Origin of the sequence: Pseudomonas mendocina (assembly GCF_003008615.1) — a bacterium.
Taxonomy (GTDB): domain Bacteria; phylum Pseudomonadota; class Gammaproteobacteria; order Pseudomonadales; family Pseudomonadaceae; genus Aquipseudomonas; species Aquipseudomonas mendocina_C.
Window position 1 is genome coordinate 1,340,704 of sequence record NZ_CP027657.1, and the last position, 16,321, is coordinate 1,357,024.

The 16,321-nt window shown below is 65.8% G+C and carries 11 protein-coding genes and 1 pseudogene; 1 reads left to right on the plus strand and 11 read right to left on the minus strand.

What is annotated here, in order from left to right; translation table 11 throughout:
* Nucleotides 1-176 precede the first annotated feature (176 nt).
* A complete protein-coding gene (locus tag C7A17_RS06270; protein ID WP_106737209.1) occupies nucleotides 177-4,397 on the plus strand; it encodes an EAL domain-containing protein in 4,221 nt (1,406 codons plus the stop codon).
* 57 nt (nucleotides 4,398-4,454) lie between these two features.
* Here the strand turns inward: C7A17_RS06270 and pcaC are convergent, their stop codons facing one another.
* From pcaC to C7A17_RS06325, 11 genes and pseudogenes are all read right to left on the minus strand, one after another.
* Nucleotides 4,455-4,850 carry a 4-carboxymuconolactone decarboxylase gene (gene pcaC, locus C7A17_RS06275; RefSeq protein WP_106737210.1) on the minus strand — a complete coding sequence of 132 codons (396 nt, stop codon included), beginning with the start codon at nucleotides 4,848-4,850 and terminating at the stop codon, nucleotides 4,455-4,457.
* An 89-nt stretch (nucleotides 4,851-4,939) separates the two neighbouring features.
* Complete coding sequence (pcaD, locus tag C7A17_RS06280) at nucleotides 4,940-5,728, minus strand: 3-oxoadipate enol-lactonase (RefSeq protein ID WP_106737211.1); 789 nt, start codon at nucleotides 5,726-5,728, stop codon at nucleotides 4,940-4,942.
* An 8-nt stretch (nucleotides 5,729-5,736) separates the two neighbouring features.
* Nucleotides 5,737-7,089, minus strand: coding sequence for a 3-carboxy-cis,cis-muconate cycloisomerase (locus C7A17_RS06285; protein ID WP_106737212.1), 1,353 nt, complete (start codon nucleotides 7,087-7,089; stop codon nucleotides 5,737-5,739).
* A gap of 238 nt (nucleotides 7,090-7,327) precedes the next feature.
* Nucleotides 7,328-8,533, minus strand: a complete 1,206-nt coding sequence (gene pcaF / locus C7A17_RS06290) for a 3-oxoadipyl-CoA thiolase (RefSeq protein ID WP_106737213.1) — start codon at nucleotides 8,531-8,533, stop codon at nucleotides 7,328-7,330.
* The gene (locus C7A17_RS06295) at nucleotides 8,530-9,312 is read right to left on the minus strand and encodes a CoA-transferase subunit beta (RefSeq protein WP_106737214.1); all 783 of its coding nucleotides are present in this window, start codon (nucleotides 9,310-9,312) and stop codon (nucleotides 8,530-8,532) included. Before C7A17_RS06295 ends, pcaF begins: the two co-directional genes overlap by 4 nt.
* Nucleotides 9,312-10,163, minus strand: coding sequence for a CoA transferase subunit A (locus C7A17_RS06300; protein WP_106737215.1), 852 nt, complete (start codon nucleotides 10,161-10,163; stop codon nucleotides 9,312-9,314). Before C7A17_RS06300 ends, C7A17_RS06295 begins: the two co-directional genes overlap by 1 nt.
* Before the next feature lie 99 nt (nucleotides 10,164-10,262).
* Nucleotides 10,263-10,679: pseudogene (locus C7A17_RS27325) on the minus strand (methyl-accepting chemotaxis protein); the annotation flags it as partial.
* Nucleotides 10,680-11,217: 538 nt separating this feature from the next.
* Nucleotides 11,218-12,498, minus strand: coding sequence for an OprD family porin (locus tag C7A17_RS06310; protein ID WP_106737217.1), 1,281 nt, complete (start codon nucleotides 12,496-12,498; stop codon nucleotides 11,218-11,220).
* A gap of 174 nt (nucleotides 12,499-12,672) precedes the next feature.
* The gene (locus tag C7A17_RS06315; protein ID WP_106737218.1) at nucleotides 12,673-13,887 is read right to left on the minus strand and encodes a benzoate/H(+) symporter BenE family transporter; all 1,215 of its coding nucleotides are present in this window, start codon (nucleotides 13,885-13,887) and stop codon (nucleotides 12,673-12,675) included.
* Between the two features lie 100 nt (nucleotides 13,888-13,987).
* Nucleotides 13,988-15,328 carry an MFS transporter gene (locus tag C7A17_RS06320; protein ID WP_106737219.1) on the minus strand — a complete coding sequence of 447 codons (1,341 nt, stop codon included), beginning with the start codon at nucleotides 15,326-15,328 and terminating at the stop codon, nucleotides 13,988-13,990.
* A 74-nt stretch (nucleotides 15,329-15,402) separates the two neighbouring features.
* Nucleotides 15,403-16,167 carry a 1,6-dihydroxycyclohexa-2,4-diene-1-carboxylate dehydrogenase gene (locus C7A17_RS06325; RefSeq protein WP_106737220.1) on the minus strand — a complete coding sequence of 255 codons (765 nt, stop codon included), beginning with the start codon at nucleotides 16,165-16,167 and terminating at the stop codon, nucleotides 15,403-15,405.
* Nucleotides 16,168-16,321: the final 154 nt, after the last annotated feature.

The window sequence follows — 16,321 nt, forward strand, 5'->3', positions numbered from 1 at the left end:
GGACAGATCACGCGCGCGGCGCAAAGCTACCGCAATGTCTGACACAGGGCAAACCTACGCTCGTCGGCGCGGCTGGCACTTGGCCACATTTGCAGGCATCCTAGCCGACCGCGCGCGCATAGGCATGCTCGCGCGTTCTACTATATAGATCCGCAGTAGCTGCAGGTTCCTAAAACGTGTCGAGCTCCCCATCACTGCCTTCCCTACCATCGGGTGAGTCACACGCGCCAGGCCGCCGCGAATTGCTCCGGCGCTCTCTGGTAGTACTGGTACTGGCGATACTGGGACTGCTGGCCTGGCAACTGACACAGGAATACCGTCAGTTGCTGAACAACCAGAAGCAGCTCAGCCGCAGCTACGGTGAGCAACTGGCCAAGCACCTGAGCCTGAACATGCGCCTGAAGGCTCAAGCGGGCCAGGCCATGCTACAGGAGGCCAAGCGGACAGACGGCAGGCAACGCGAACTGATCGAAGCATTGCGCAGCCTGTTCCCGACGCTGAGCAGCATGGCCTGGTTCGACGAGCATGGACAACTGCTCAGCGATACCGCCAGCGAACCACAGGATCTGACCTTTATCCGCGCCCTGCAGCAACGCAACGCTGCTGCCGCTTACCACTTTTCCTTCAGTGCCCATGACGGCGGTGTGCTCTACCTGTTGCTGCGACAGAGCGACGGCAGCCATCGGGTGCTGCGCATGCGTGCCAGTGCACTGCTTGCCTGGCTGCGCGAGCAGCATCAGAGCGAATATCGCTGGCTGCTCGAAGACATGCAGAGCCAACGCGTGATCGCCCGCGCCGACGACCTCGCACAAGCCGGCAAGGTCATCGCCCCGGTCACCGCCGCAGAGCAGGCGCAGAGCCTGCACATGATCCCGCTCGAAGGCAGCGACTGGCAGTTGCGCGCGCTGTTCGACGCCGACAATGCCAGCAGCGAACTGATGCCCCCTCTGGCCGGCAAGTTTCTACTGTTTGCTCTCTGCAGCCTGCTGGCGTTGCTCGCCCTGCACGGCCTGCAGCGCGAACAACGCAGACTGCAGCGTCTGAACAATGAGTCCCGTCGCTCTCTGCGCCAGGCCGCAAGTGCTCTGGGCGCGGTCGAAGAACGCATCCTGGTGACCCAGGCCGATGGCAAACTGCGCTACCTCAACCCGCAAGCCGAAGCCTTGTTCGGCCTCACCAGCCAGGCGGCCTGGGATCGTCATCTGCTCGACCTGCTGCCTGACCTTGATCCACTGCTCCTGAACAGCCCCCAGCCGGTCAACGAGCTCGGCCCGGAACTGGTGCGCGTGGAGCAGGATGGCCGGGCGCGACTGTTCGCCGTCACCCGCAGTGATATCAGCGAAGTCGGGCGCCAGGCCGGCTATGTGTGGGTGTTACGCGACGTGACTGACGAGCAGCAAGCCATGCGCGTATTGCAGGAAACCCGCCGCCGCTACCAGGACATCTTCGAAGGCACCGGCGTGGCCCTGTGCGTGCTCGATCTGTCCGGCCTGCGCAGCCTGCTGTTGCAACACAAGCTGCGTGATGCCGCCGGGCTGGGGCGCTGGCTGGAGGCTGACGACAGCCATCAGCAACAGTTGCTGGAGCAGATGCACATCACCGAAGCCAACCAGGTCGCTCTCAACCTGTTGGGTGTGAAGTCCACCGACCAGGCCTGGCAGCAGTTGCTCGACAATGGCCCGGTGCAGCCTGATGACCTGCGTTACCGCCTGGCCGTCGCCGTGCTGGAAGGCCCCAACCTGGTGGAGCTGGAAACCCAGCTGGTCACCGCACAGGGCCTGCAACGCCACGTCTGGCTGGTTCTGCGCCTGCCGGAGATGATCCAGGATTACCAGGCGGTCACCCTGAGTATCAGCGACATCACCAGCCGCAAGCGCATCGAGCTGTCACTGATCGAGCGCGAACGTTTCTGGTCCGAGGTGGTTCGCTCGGTGCCAGATCTGCTCTACGTGCACGACATGCAGAACAAGCGGGTGCTGTTCAGCAACCACAGCCTCGGCCTGCAACTGGGCTACAGCAAGTCCGAGCTCAAAGCCATGCACGAGGACTTCTGGGAGCTGGTGCTGCACCCGGACGACAGCGAGTACTACTGGCGCATCCGCAACCTGCAGAAGGTGGTCGGCGACGGCCTGCTGCTGGAGTCGGTGCTGCGCTGGCGTCACCGCGACGGACAGTGGCGCTGGTTCAGCATCCGTGAACAGGCCCTGGCGCGCGACGAGCGCGGCCGGGTCAGCCGCCTGATCGGTGTGGCCAAGGACATCACCGAACAGATCGAACGCAATCAGTCACTGCGTGACAGCGAACAACGCTACCGCCTGCTGGCCGAGAGCATCAGTGACGTGATCTTCTCCACCGATTGCACTCTGGCGCTCAACTACGTCAGCCCGTCGGTGGAGCCAGTACTCGGCTACTCCGTGGACTGGGTCATGGCCAACAGTTTCTACAGCCTGGCGGCCAATCCGCAGCAACTGCAGGGCCTCAACCTGCTGATCGAACGCATCCGCGACTCGCTGGACGAACGCGACCGCCTGGAGCGCCTGCGCGAAGAATTGCCGGATCAGCTGTTCGTCTTCGACTGCCTGCGCGCCGACGGTCACAAGATTCCGGTGGAACTGCGCCTGGTGCTGATGTGGGACGAGAACGGTCGCTTCGAGGGCATCCTCGGCGTGGGCCGCGACATCAGTCAGCAACGCCGCGCGGAGAAAGACCTGCGCATGGCAGCCACGGTATTCGAACACTCCACCGCAGCGATTCTGGTCACTGACCCGGCCGGTTACATCGTCCAGGTCAACAAGGCATTCAGCCGGGTCAGTGGCTATTCAGCCGGGCAGGTACTCGACCAGCTGCCCGGCATGCTCACCGCCGACCGCCAGCAGGCCAGCCACCTGCAGTACATTCTCGGCCAGCTCAACCAGCGCGGCAGCTGGGAGGGCGAGGTCTGGCTCAAGCGCAAGGGCGGCGAGAACTTCCCAGCCTGGGTTGGTATCACCGCCGTGCATGACGAAGAAGGCGACCTAGTCAGCTACGTGTGCTTCTTCAGCGATATCAGCGAGCGCAAGGCCAGCGAGCAGCGCATCCACCGCCTGGCCTATTACGACGCCCTGACTCACCTGCCCAACCGCACGCTGTTCCAGGATCGCCTGCACAGTGCCCTGCAACATGCCGACCGGCATGACGAATGGGTCGTGCTGATGTTCCTCGACCTCGACCGCTTCAAGCCGATCAACGACTCGCTCGGCCACGCTGCCGGCGACCGCATGCTCAAGGACGTGGCCGTGCGCCTGTCGGCCTGCGTCGATGGCGACGACACCGTGGCGCGCATGGGTGGCGACGAATTCACCCTGCTGCTGCAACCGCGCGCGACGCGCGAGGGCTCGCTGAACCGCGCCATTCATGTGGCCGAGCAGATTCTCTCCAGCCTGGCTCGCCCCTTCGTCCTCGAGGGTCGCGAGTTCTTTGTCACTGCCAGTATCGGCATCGCCCTCGCCCCACAGGATGGCGAGGAGTTGAGCCAACTGATGAAGAACGCCGACACCGCCATGTATCACGCCAAGGAACGCGGCAAGAACAACTTCCAGTTCTACCAGGCGGACATGAATGCCAGCGCCCTGGAACGCCTGGAACTGGAAAGCGACTTGCGCCACGCCCAGGAGCAGGGTCAGTTCGTGCTCTATTACCAGCCGCAGTTCTCCGGCGATGGCAGCCGCCTGACCGGCGTGGAAGCGCTGCTGCGCTGGAACCACCCGACGCGTGGTCTGGTTCCGCCCGGCGATTTCATCCCGGTGCTGGAAGAACTCGGGCTGGTGGTTCAGGTCGGCGAATGGGTACTGGAAGAGGCCTGTCGCCAATTGAAGCTCTGGCACGGCGAGAAGATCCGCATCCCCAAGGTGTCGGTCAACCTGTCGGCACGCCAGTTCACCGAGGGCAACCTGAGTACGCGTATCGCCGCCATCATCGAGCGCACCGGCATCCCCCCGGCCTGCCTGGAAGTGGAACTGACCGAAAGCATCCTGATGCGCGACGTGGCCAGTGCGATGCAGACCCTGGCAGACCTCAAGCGCCTCGGGCTGTGCATCGCGGTAGACGATTTCGGCACCGGTTACTCGTCACTCAACTACCTCAAGCAGTTCCCCATCGATGTACTGAAGATCGACCGCAGCTTCGTCGACGGCCTGCCGGAAGGCGAGCAGGACGCACAGATCGCCCGCGCCATCATTGCCATGGCCCATAGCCTGAACCTGGCGGTGATTGCCGAAGGGGTGGAAACCCAGGAGCAGCTGAACTTCCTGCGCGAGCACGACTGCGACGAAGTGCAAGGCTATCTGCTGGGACGGCCGATGCGGGCCGCGCAGATCAGCGCAGAGTTCAATGGTGAGGCCTTGTTCATGCTGAACTGACCCTCGCTTGCCGAGGGTCAGGCGGTTGCAGCAGCGCGGCGCAACGCCGCGCGTGCGTCACTCCTGCTGGGACTCGATACCCAGCTCGTCCCACACCGCTTCGGCGAGGTGGAAGGTGGCGTTGGCAGCCGGGATGCCGCAGTAGATGGCGCTCTGCATGATCACTTCCTTGATCTCTTCGCGGCTCACCCCGTTGTTCTTCGCCGCACGCAGGTGCAACTTCAGCTCACCCTCGCGATTCATGCCGATCAGCATGGCTATGGTGATCAGGCTGCGGGTGTGGCGAGGCAGGCCTGGGCGCGTCCAGATATCGCCCCAGGCGTGACGGGTGATCATCTCCTGGAACTCTTCGTTGAACGGCGTCAGGTTCTGCAGGCTGCGGTCGACGTGGGCATCGCCCAGCACCGCGCGGCGCACCTGCATGCCGGCTTCGTAGCGTTGTTTCTCGTCCATAGCATCACTCCGAAAAAAGAAGCGGTGCGCACGGAGCACCCTACGGCGTGCGTGGAGCCGTAGACTGCGCCGTGCGCACCATGACAGGTTCAGGCGCGCAGAAAATCCAGCACCCGCTGGCTGAATTCATCGCCGGCCTGCACGTTGGACAGGTGCGCGGCGTAGAACTCCACCAGTTCGGCGCCAGCGATGCGCTCCTGCATGAAGCGGCCATTCTCGGTGGTGGTCACCGGGTCGCCACTGCCGCAGACGATCAGCGACGGCGCGCGAATGGCGCCCAACTGCTCGCGGTAATCGGCATCACGCACCGCCGCGCAGTTGGCCGCGTAGCCTTCGGGCGAAGTCTGCGCCAGCATGCCGACGATGGGCTCGACCTTGCCCGGATTGGCCTCGGCGAAGTCGGCGGTGAACCAGCGCGAGATCGACGCATCACGCAGACCGCGCATGGCCTGCTCGCCTTCGGCCAGCACCATCTCGATGCGCGGGTTCCACACCTCGGGCGTACCGATCTTGGCGGCGGTGTTGCACAGCACCAGGCGCTCGATGCGCTCGGGCGCGTTGATGCCCAGCCACTGGCCGATCAGGCCGCCCATGGACAGCCCGCAGAAATGCGCCTTGGCAATGCCCAGCGCATCGAGCAGGGCCAGCACGTCGCGGCCGTTCTGTTCGATGCTGTACGGGCCTTCGCTCACCAGCGAGGCGCCATGGCCACGGGTGTCGTAGCGCAGCACCTGGAAATGCTGGGTGAAGGCCTCAATCTGCGCGTCCCACATGTGCAGGTCGGTACCCAGTGAATTGGACAGTACCAGCACCGGCGCACCAGCCGGGCCTTCGAGCAGGTAATTCAGATCGCCATCGGCGAGACGTACGGCAGGCATGGAAACTCCTAAGAGGAAAATTGCGTGTGTTCGGCAATGGCCCGCTCGACCCAGCGGCGGGCCTGCCCCAGGTAATGCGCCGCATCGAGCAGGCGATCCAGCTCGGTGGCCGACAGTTGTGCGCTGACTTCGGTGTTGGCGCCGAGCACGGAGCGCAGGTGGGCGCCCTCGCGCACCGCCTGTTTGCAGCATTGTTCGATCAGGTGATGAGCCGCATCGCGGCCGATCTTCTGCGCCAGGGCGATGCTCACCGCCTCGGCCAGCACCAGGCCCTGGGTCAGCTCCAGGTTGGCGCGCATACGTGCGGCATCCACCTCCAGCCCCGGCACCACCAGCAGCGCCTGCTGCAGGGCGCCGGAGACCAGACAGCACAGCTCCGGCAGGGTGTCCCACTCGGCGTGCCACAGGCCGAGACTGCGCTCGTGCTCCTGTGGCATGGCGGCAAACATCGTCGTCACCAGGCCCGGAGCGCGCGTGGCGGCGCCGATCAGCACGGCGGCGCTGACCGGGTTGCGCTTGTGCGGCATGGTGGACGAGCCGCCCTTGCCGGGCGCCGATGGCTCGAAGACTTCACCGGCCTCGGTTTGCATCAGCAGACTGAGATCACGACCCAGCTTGCCCAAGCTGCCGGCGATCATGCCCAGCAGGCTGGCAAACTCCACCAGTCGATCACGCTGGGTGTGCCAGGGCTGCTCCGGTAGGGCCAGTTCCAATTCTTGCGCCAGCGCACCGCTGACTGCCCAGCCGACATCGCCGAGTGCCGCCAGGCTGCCGGAGGCGCCGCCGAACTGTAGGCTCAGCAGCCGTGGTTTGAGTTCATGCAGACGCTGACGATGACGGGTGACCGCGCCGAGTACGCCGGCCAGCTTCATACCGAGGGTGACGGGCGTCGCCTGCTGCAACCAGGTGCGCCCTGCCAGTGGGGTGTCGATATAGCGCTCGGCCTGCGTCGCCAGGGCCTCGGCCAACTTCGCCAGATCGCTTTGCAGCAGGCCAATGGCCGCGCGCAGTTGCAGCACCAGGCCGCTGTCCATGGCGTCCTGGCTGGTGGCACCGAGGTGCACGTAGCGCTCGGCTTCGGGATTGCTCGCGGCGATGCGCTTGCCCAGTGCCTTGACCAGCGGGATGGCGGAATTGCCAGCGGTGGCGATGGCCTGGGCCAGCGCCGGGTAATCGTAGAGTTCGGCCTTGCAGGCGGCCTCGATGGGAGCCACGGCCTCGGTGGGGATCAGCCCCACGCGCGCCTCGGCCCGCGCCAGGGCGGCCTCGAAGTCGAGCATGCCCTGCACCCGGCCGGCGTCGCAGAAGATCGCGCGCATGGCCGGCGCGGTGAAATAGGCATCGAAAAGTTGGTTGCTCACGCGCGCAACGCTCCTGGGAAAAATGTACGGCTAGTGTGGCATCAACCGGCGGCGCCGCGCACGGAGGGTGCCTGTGGGAGGGGCTTTAGCCGCGACAGATTAAAAGCGTCGCCGCTGAAGCGCCTCCCACAAGTTTCAGGCCGTAGGGTGGGCCGGGCGGCGTCCGTTTCAGCCCACCAATAGCCGTAGTGAACATGGTGGGCTGAAGCCCACCCTACGCGCCCGAATCAGCTTCGGGTCACACCCGCTCGATGGCCAGCGCCAGACCCTGGCCGACGCCCACGCACATGGTCGCCAGGCCGAGTTTGCCGCCGGTCTTTTCCAGGTGATGCACGGCGGTCAGTACCAGGCGGTTGCCGCTCATGCCCAGCGGGTGGCCGAGGGCGATGGCGCCGCCGTTGGGGTTGACCTTGTCGCTGTCGTCCGGCAGACCGAGGTCGCGGGTAACGGCCAGGCCTTGAGCGGCGAAAGCTTCGTTCAGCTCGATCACGTCGAAGGCATTGATGTCCAAACTCAGGCGGGTCAGCAGCTTGCGCACCGCCGGCACCGGGCCGACGCCCATGATGCGCGGGGCGACGCCGCCGCTGGCCATACCCAGTACCTTGGCGCGGGGCTTGAGGCCGTATTTCTTAACAGCTTCAGCCGAGGCCAGGATCATCGCCGAGGCACCATCATTGAGCCCCGAGGCGTTGCCGGCGGTGACGGTCTTGCCTTCGCCATTGACCGGTTTGAGCTTGGCCAGGCCTTCGGCGGTGGTGTCGGCACGCGGGTGCTCGTCACGGTCGACGACGATCTCGCCCTTCTTGGTCTTGATCACCACCGGGACAATTTCCTCGGCGTAGTAACCGCTCTCCTGAGCCGCCGCCGCACGCTGCTGGCTGCGCAGGCCGAAGGCGTCCTGGTCGGCGCGGCTGACGCCGTAATCCTCGGCGACGTTGTCACCGGTGACCGGCATCGGGTCGACGCCATACTGCTCTTTCATCAGCGGATTGACGAAGCGCCAGCCCAAGGTGGTGTCTTCCAGCTTCTGGCCACGGCCAAAGGCACTGTCGGCCTTACCCATCACGTAAGGCGCGCGGGTCATGGACTCGACGCCAGCAGCGATGGCCAGCTCCATCTCACCCGTGGCGATGGCGCGGAAGGCAGCGCCCACCGCTTCCATGCCCGAAGCGCACAGGCGGTTGAGGGTCACGCCCGGCACCGTTTCCGGCAGGCCGGCAAGCAGCAGCGCCATACGCGCGACGTTGCGGTTGTCCTCGCCGGACTGGTTGGCGCAGCCCATGAACACTTCATCGACGGCAGACCAGTCGACTTGCGGGTTACGCTCGATGAGTGCCTTGAGCGGAATCGCCGCCAGGTCGTCGGCGCGCACCGCCGACAGCGCGCCATTGAGGCGGCCAATCGGCGTGCGCACGGCGTCGCAGATGAATACGTCGCGGCTCATTCTTCACCTCCAGCCTGACCGTGGGCAGTGGCGGTGCGCGCTTCCAGGTCACGCAGTGCGGCCAGTTCCGCTGCGGTCGGCGCCTCGGTGGTGCCCACGCTGTCAGCGAAGCGGATCTGCCAGCCGGTGTTCTCGATCACCTGTTCGCGGGTCACGCCCGGATGCAGCGAGGTTACGATGAATTCGTTGGTGCCGGCTTCCGGCTCCATGATGCACAGATCGGTGATGATCGCCACCGGCCCGTCGCCCGGCAGGCCCAGGCGCTTGCGATGGTCACCGCCCTCGCCGTGACCGACCGAGGTGATGAAGGCCAGCTTGTCGACGAAGGTGCGATGACCCTGCTTGAGGATGATCAGAACCTTCTTGGCAGAACCGGCGATTTCCGGCGCGCCACCAGCGCCCGGCAGACGCACTTTCGGCGCGTGGTAATCGCCGATCACAGTGGTGTTGATGTTGCCGTACTTGTCGACCTGGGCGGCGCCGAGGAAGCCGATGTCGATGCGCCCGCCCTGCAGCCAGTAGCGGAAAATCTCGCCGGTCGGTACCACGGTGTCGGCGGTTTCGGCCAGCTCGCCGTCACCGATGGACAGCGGCAATACGCTCGGCTTGGCGCCGATGGGGCCGGATTCATAGATCAGCACCACTTCCGGGGCGTGGGTCAGGCGCGCCAGGTTGGCAGCCTTGGACGGCAGGCCGATGCCGACGAAGCAGACGGTGCCATTGCCGAGGCGGCGCGCGGCGGCCACGGTCATCATTTCATTGGTGTTGAACTCGCTCATCACTTGGCCTCCCCATTCACTTTCGCCTGGTACTGCGCAAAATCCTCGGTGCCGCGGATGTACTCGTCGATCCAGGCGGTGAAGGTGTCGCGGTTGCGGGCGATCGGATCCCAGTCCTGGTAGAAGCGGTTGTCACGCTCGTAGTAGCCATGGGCATAGGACGGATGGGCGCCACCGGGCACCACGCAGACCGCGCTGATGGCCCAGGTCGGCAGGACGCAGGCGTTCATCGGCGCCTGCAGGTCGTCGACGATTTCCTCGACGGTGACGATGCAGCGCTTGGCGGCCAGGGCGGCTTCCTTCTGCACGCCGAGGATGCCCTGGATCAGCACGTTGCCCTTGCGGTCGGCCTTCTGCGCGTGGATCACGGTGACGTCCGGGCGCACGCTGGGGATCGCCGCCAGCTTCTCGCCGGTGAACGGGCATTCGATGAACTTGATGTCCGGGTTGACCTTGACCAGGTCGGAACCCTGGTAGCCACGCAGCACGGCGAACGGCAGGTTGGAGGCACCGGAGACGTAAGCGTTGGCCATGGCGGCGTGGCTGTGCTCGCTGATTTCCAGCTTGTGCGGCCAGTGCTTCTCGACCGCGTCGCGCAGGCGGTGCAGCGAACCGACGCCGGGGTTGCCGCCCCAGGAGAAGGTCAGCTTGCGCGCGCAACCGGCGCCGATCAGCAGGTCATAGACCAGATCCGGGGTCATGCGCACCAGATGCAGGTCTTTCTTGCCCTGGCGGATGATCTCATGAGCAGCGGCAGTGGGAATCAGGTGGGTGAAGCCTTCGAGGGCGACGCAATCGCCGTCGTGGACATGGCGCGAAATGGCGTCGCGCAGCGTAATGATGTCGGCCATCGTATTGTTCTCTTCAGGTTGCAGGCGCCACCGGCACAAAGGTGACGAATGAGTGTGAGGTTAGGGCGGGGCTCTCGGCCGAACAATCCGATAATCGCCTTATCGTGCGATTATCGAACCATTCCTGACAACAGGTTCATCATCCAGCGCGGTACGCATGGCCAGGGCCAGCGCTTGCTGAGTGGCCAGGCGCTCGACGATGCGCTGCACGATCACCAGCCGCGCGCTGGCCCCTTCACGCATCTCGGCCATGGCCTGCAGAGCGTCGGCCGACTGCCCGAGGCCGGTGCGGCTGTCAGCCTGCACCTGACCCAGACCGCCCCGCGCATCGGCTGCGGCCAATTGCAGGCTGGTGACGATCTGGCGGATCTGCTCGCTGGCCGCGTTGGCCCGCTGCGCCAGTTGACGCACCTCGTCGGCGACCACGGCGAAGCCCCTGCCCTGCTCGCCTGCCCGCGCCGCCTCGATGGCTGCGTTGAGGGCCAACAGGTTGGTCTGCTTGGCGATGTCCTGAATGCTGCCGACGATGCTGCCGATGCGCTCGGTCTGTACACCGAGGTCGTCGAACACCCGCGTCACTGGCTCCATGTGTCCGGCCAGGCGCTCGATGGTGGCCGTGGCGGCGCGAATGCTCTCGGCGCTGGCCTGCACTTTCTCCCCCGCCCCGCGCGCCAACTGGTCGGCGTACTGCATGTCGTCACGGCTGGCGGCAATGGCCTGTTCCAGTTCGTCCAACCGCGCCAGCACCGGGGCAAGATCCAAGGCCGGCGCGGGCGGTACGAGCTCGATCAGCGGTTCGGCCGGAACCAGCAGCATCGGTTCAGGCAATGGCGGCAAGACGTTCAGGGTCGGCGGTGTGGGCGTGGCTGGTCGTCGCCAGCAAGCACCCAGGCTGGCGAGCATAGCCAGCGCGGCGGCGCCCTGCGTCAGCGACTCGCTGACCTGGGTCAGCAACACGAGCGAGCAGAGGGCGGCGAGCACCGCGCACGAAATTGCGAACATGGAGGCTCTCCACAGGTTGCGGAGCCGGCCGCACAGCCGGCTCCGCCTGCCGTTACAGCAGGTTCCAGGTGTAGCTGAGGATCAGCCGGTTCTCGTCGATATCGCTGCGGTAGTTGGAGCGCGCGACGACATTGCGCACACGCACGCCGAGGCCCTTGAGCGAACCGCTCTGCACCACGTAGCCGATGTCCAGGTCACGCTCCCAGTCCTTGCCCTCGTAGCGCGGGCCGCTGCGATTGGTGGCCTGTACATCGACGCTGTCGCCACGAATGTAGCGCACCCCGGCCACCAGGCCCGGTACGCCCATGGCGGCGAAGTCGTAGTCGTAGCGCAGTTGCCAGGAGCGCTCGTCGGCGGAGGCGAACTCGAAGGTGGGCACCTCGTTGCCCAGCGGCGTGACGTTGGCGAACACGCGGGGAAAAGCCGTGTCACCGAACATCGCCTGATAACCGACATAGAGGGTATGCCCGCCATGCCTGGCCGAGAGCAGGGCGAACAGCGCCTGGTTGTCGATGTCGCCGAGCAGGCCCTTGCCGTCCTCGCTGGAGTCGTAGAAGCCGAGGTTGGCGCCCAACGTCCAGGCGCCTAGCGGCTCGCTGTGCTTGAAACCGAGGAAACGCTGCTGATAGATGTCCTCGAGCTGGCCGTACCAGGCGCTCAGCGAGCTGCGCGCGGCATTGAAGGCATAGTCGCCGCCGGCATAGTTGAAGGCATCGCTGGTCGCGCCGCGCTGCGGCAGGTGCCCGAGCATGGCGAGCATCTTGTCGTCGCCAGCCTCGTTGCGCAGGCTGGTGGAATTGAGGTGGCCCGCCTGCAGGGTGAGGCCGGCGAACTCGTTGGAAACCAGGCTCACGCCCTGATAGCTGGGCGGCAGCAGGCGGATGTCGGAGAAGGTCAGCACCGGCAGGTTGGGTTGCAGTTCGCCCACCTTCAGCTCGGTCTTGGACACCCGCACCTTGGCCGCCACGCCCAGACGGCTGTAGTCGTCCGCCGCCTTGCCGCTCTCGCGGGTCGGCAGCAGACCAGTGTTGACCCGATCCGGGCTGCTGTCGAGCTTGATGCCGAGCAGGCCGATGGCATCCACACCGAAGCCCACCGTGCCTGGCGTATAGCCAGATTTGACGTTGAGGATGAAGCCCTGCGCCCACTCCTCGGCCTTGGACTGCCGGTTCGGCCCGACGATGTCGGAGAAGTCGCGGCTGAAGTAATAGTTGCGCGCCGTGAGGGTGGCAGTGGTGTCTTCGATGAAACCGCCCTCGCCGGCCAGGCTAAGGCCCGGCAGACAGGCGGCGATGGCGGAGGACAGCAGGCAAAGGCGTGGGGTGTGCGTCATGGCTCTCGTACTCTTTGTTGTTCGGATTGTTGTTATCGAGGTTGCAGAAACCCGCCCGGCAGCCTGGAAGCGGCCGGTTGGGAGGTTGAATCAGGTCTCGGTAGGGTGCGCTGTGCGCACCAGGCATTGCAGCTCGCAGCGATACGCACGGCGCCTGTCAGCTGACGCGGCGTTTCACTCGCGCATCGGCGCGGCCCGCGAGTTATTCGTGGCACTTGGCGCTTGCCGCCTTGCACGTAGCAGCAGATGCGCGGCCAGGCCGAACAGCAGCCCCCAGAAGGCGGCCGACAGGCCGAGGAAGGTCACCCCGGAAGCCGTCACCAGGAAGGTGAACAGCCCGGCATCACGCTCCTGCGGCTCGCTCAGGCTGCGCGCCAGCGCCTCGCTGAACGCGCCGTACAGCGCCAGCCCGGCCAGGGCAGCGATCAGCGCGGCGGGAAAAGCGGCGAACAGCGACACCAGCGTGGCCCCGGCGATGCCGAACACCAGGTAGGCAAGGCTGCCGGACAGCGCGGCGATATAGCGTCGCCGTGGATCTTCATGGGCTTCGCGCCCGGTGCACAGACTGGCGGTGACCGCCGCCAGGTTCAGGCCATGGCAGCCGAAGGGCGCCAGCAGCGCCCCACCGATGGCGCTGGCGCCAATGATCGGGCTGGCCGGGGTGTCGTAGCCGGCGTTGCGCAGCACCGCCATGCCCGGCATGAACTGCCCGGTCAGCGCCACCAGCACCAGCGGCAGCGCCAGGTTGAGGGTGGCGGCCAGGCTGAACTCGGGGGCGATCCACTGTGGCGTGGCCAGCTCCAGCACCAGTGCCTCGCTGCGCAGTTGCCCGCCAAACAGGGTCAGCACCGCGCCCACCAGCAGCACCCCGGCCACCGCATAACGTGGCGCCGCGCGGCGCAACAGCAGGTAGGTGACGAACATGCAGGCGATCAGCAGCGGCTGCTCGGGCAGCGCCTTGAACACCTCGATGCCGAAGGCGAACAGGATGCCGGCCTGCAACCCCGCCGCGATGGAACCCGGCAGGCGCGCCAACAGGCGGTCGAAGCTGCCGCTGAAGGCGATCAGCAGCAGGATCAGGTTGGCCACCAGATAGGCGCCGATGGCCTGGTTCAGCCCCAGCGTGGGTAGCGCCCCCACCAGCAGCGCGCTACCGGGGATCGACCAGGCAATTACTACCGGCGTGCGATAGCGCAGGCTGAGCACGATGCCCAGCACGCCGCTGCCGATGGAGATGGCCCAGACCCAGGACGACAGCAAAGCCTGTGACAGGCCGGCGCTTTCGGCCGCATGGAAGATCAGCACCAGCGGCCCGGCGTAGGAGATGGTGGTGGCGAGCAGACCGGCCACCAGGGCAGGCAGCGAACAGTCGCGCAGCAAAGCGTGCATGTCAGCCTCGCAAGTCAGTGTGGCCTTCCGGCAGCGGAAGGCGCTCGGTGTCGGAACGGCCGTCCCCTGCCCAGCAGCGGGCAGGAGCACGGCGTGCGGATCAAGCCTTGGCGGCGAGCAACGCGGCGTCGGCGGCCTGGCGCCGCTGGCCACTGAGGGTGAACACCGCCATGGCCAGTGCGGCGATGGCCCCCGGTACGGCGAAGGCGATGAAGTTCAGTTGCAGCGGCAGGTTGATGGCCATCAGTGCGCCGCCGAGCAGCGGGCCGACGATGGCGCCATTGCGGCCGATACCGGAGGCCCAGCCCAGGCCGGTGGAGCGAATCGACAAGCCATAGAACTGCGCGGCACCGGCATACAGCAGGATCTGCGTGCCGATGGTGGTGGCCCCGGCGATGAAGATCAGGCCGTAGAGCAGCGGCGTCGGGCTCTTGAAGCCGAGCAGGCTAATCGACACGGCGGCAGCGACGAAGAACGCCACCATCACCTTGCCCAGGTTGAAGCGGTCGCCCAGCCAGCCGCCGAGGATGGCCCCGGCCATGCCGCCGAAGTTCAGCGCCAGCAGGAACGACAGGCTCGACCCCAGGCTGTAGCCGGCGCCGGCCATCAGCTTGGGCAGCCAGGAGCTGAGTGCGTAGACCATCAGCAGGCAGCAGAAAAACGCCAGCCACAGGCACAGGGTGCGCAGTGCGCGGCCTTCGCGGAACAGCTCCAGCACCGCCACGCCCTGGCCCTTGGCATCGGTCATCTGCAATTGATCGGCCGCGTCGATGCGCAACTCCGGATCGATCTTGGCCAATATCGCGCGAGCCTGCTCATGACGGCCCTGGCGCACCAGAAAGCCCACCGACTCCGGCAGCTTCCAGAGGATCAGCGGCAGCAACAGCAAGGGAATGGCGGCGGCGAAGAACATCGATTCCCAGCCGAAGCGCGGCAGCATGTAGATGCCCACCCCGGCGGCGAGCATGCCGCCCAGCGAGTAGCCGCTGAACATCACCGCCACCAGCGTGCTACGCAGGCGCTTGGGCGCGTACTCGTTCATCAGCGCCACGGCATTGGGCATCAGGCCGCCGCAACCGAGGCCGGCGAGGAAGCGGAAGATGCCGAATTCAGTAGGGCTGCTGGCGAAGCCGTTGAGGATGGTCGCCGAGGAGAACAGCACGAAGCAGATGGCGATGCCCTTCTTGCGCCCGATCCGGTCGGCCAGGGTGCCGAACGCCAGGGCACCGAACATCATGCCGAACAGCGCGTAGCTACCCAGTGCACCGGCTTCCAGTGGCGTCAGGTTCCACTGCTGCATGATCGAGGGCAGCACCACACCGTAGATGAACAGGTCGTAACCATCGAAGATCAGCAGCAGCGCGCACAGCGCCATGACCATCCAGTGGAAACGGGTGAAACGGGCACCGTCTATGACGGTGTGAACGTCGATCTGTCGCATGGCATCGATACTCTTGTTTTTGTTGTCGAAACTGCGTTGTGTTCCACGGCCGTGGCAGCGGCCGGGAGGGTGATTCAGCCCAGGTCGCCACCGCCTACCGGCAGGGTCACGCCGGTGATGTAGGAGGCCTCGTCCGAGGCGAGGAAGAGGATCGCGCCAACCTGCTCGTCGAGCGTGCCGTAGCGCTTCATCAGGCTGCTGTGTACGGTCTGGTCGACGATCTGCTGGTACCAGACCTTCTCCTGCTCGCTCTGCTCGGCACTGTTGCGCGGGATACGCCGCGGCGGCGCCTCGGTACCGCCGGGGGCGGTGGCGTTGACGCGGATACCGCGCTCGGCGGTCTCGAAGGCCAGGCAAGCGGTCAGCGCGTTGACACCGCCCTTGGCCGCGCCGTAAGGCACGCGGTTGACGCTACGGGTGGCGATGGACGAGACGTTGACGATGGCGCCACTGCCCTGCGCCAGCATCTGCGGCAGCGCCGCATGGCAGCACCACAGGGTGGGGAACAGCGAGCGACGCACTTCGGCCTCGATCTGCGCCGTTTCGTAGTGCTCGAACGGCTTGGCCCAGATGGTGCCGCCGACGTTGTTGATCAGGATGTCGAGCCGGCCGAAACGCTCGACCGCCGCCTGCATCACGCGCTGGCAGTCGCCGGCCTGCTCCAGGTCGGCGGTCAGGCACAGCACGCCTTCATGCTCGGCCAGTTCGAACACCAGCTCGGAGCGATCCACCGCCAGCACCTGCGCGCCCTCCTCCAGCAGCCGCTCGGCCACGCGACGGCCGATGCCCTGGGCGGCGCCAGTGACCACGGCAACCTTGTCTTGGAAACGCTTGTTCATCTGTTACACCTCGATCATGACTCGTGGGAGCGGCCTCAGCCGCGAATCGACCCGCCAAGCGCATCGCGGCTAAAGCGGTACGCCACCCGGCCGCTCCTACAGCCTGTAGCCCGGATGCAATCCGGGACTGGTGCGTGGCCTTCCCCGGATTTCA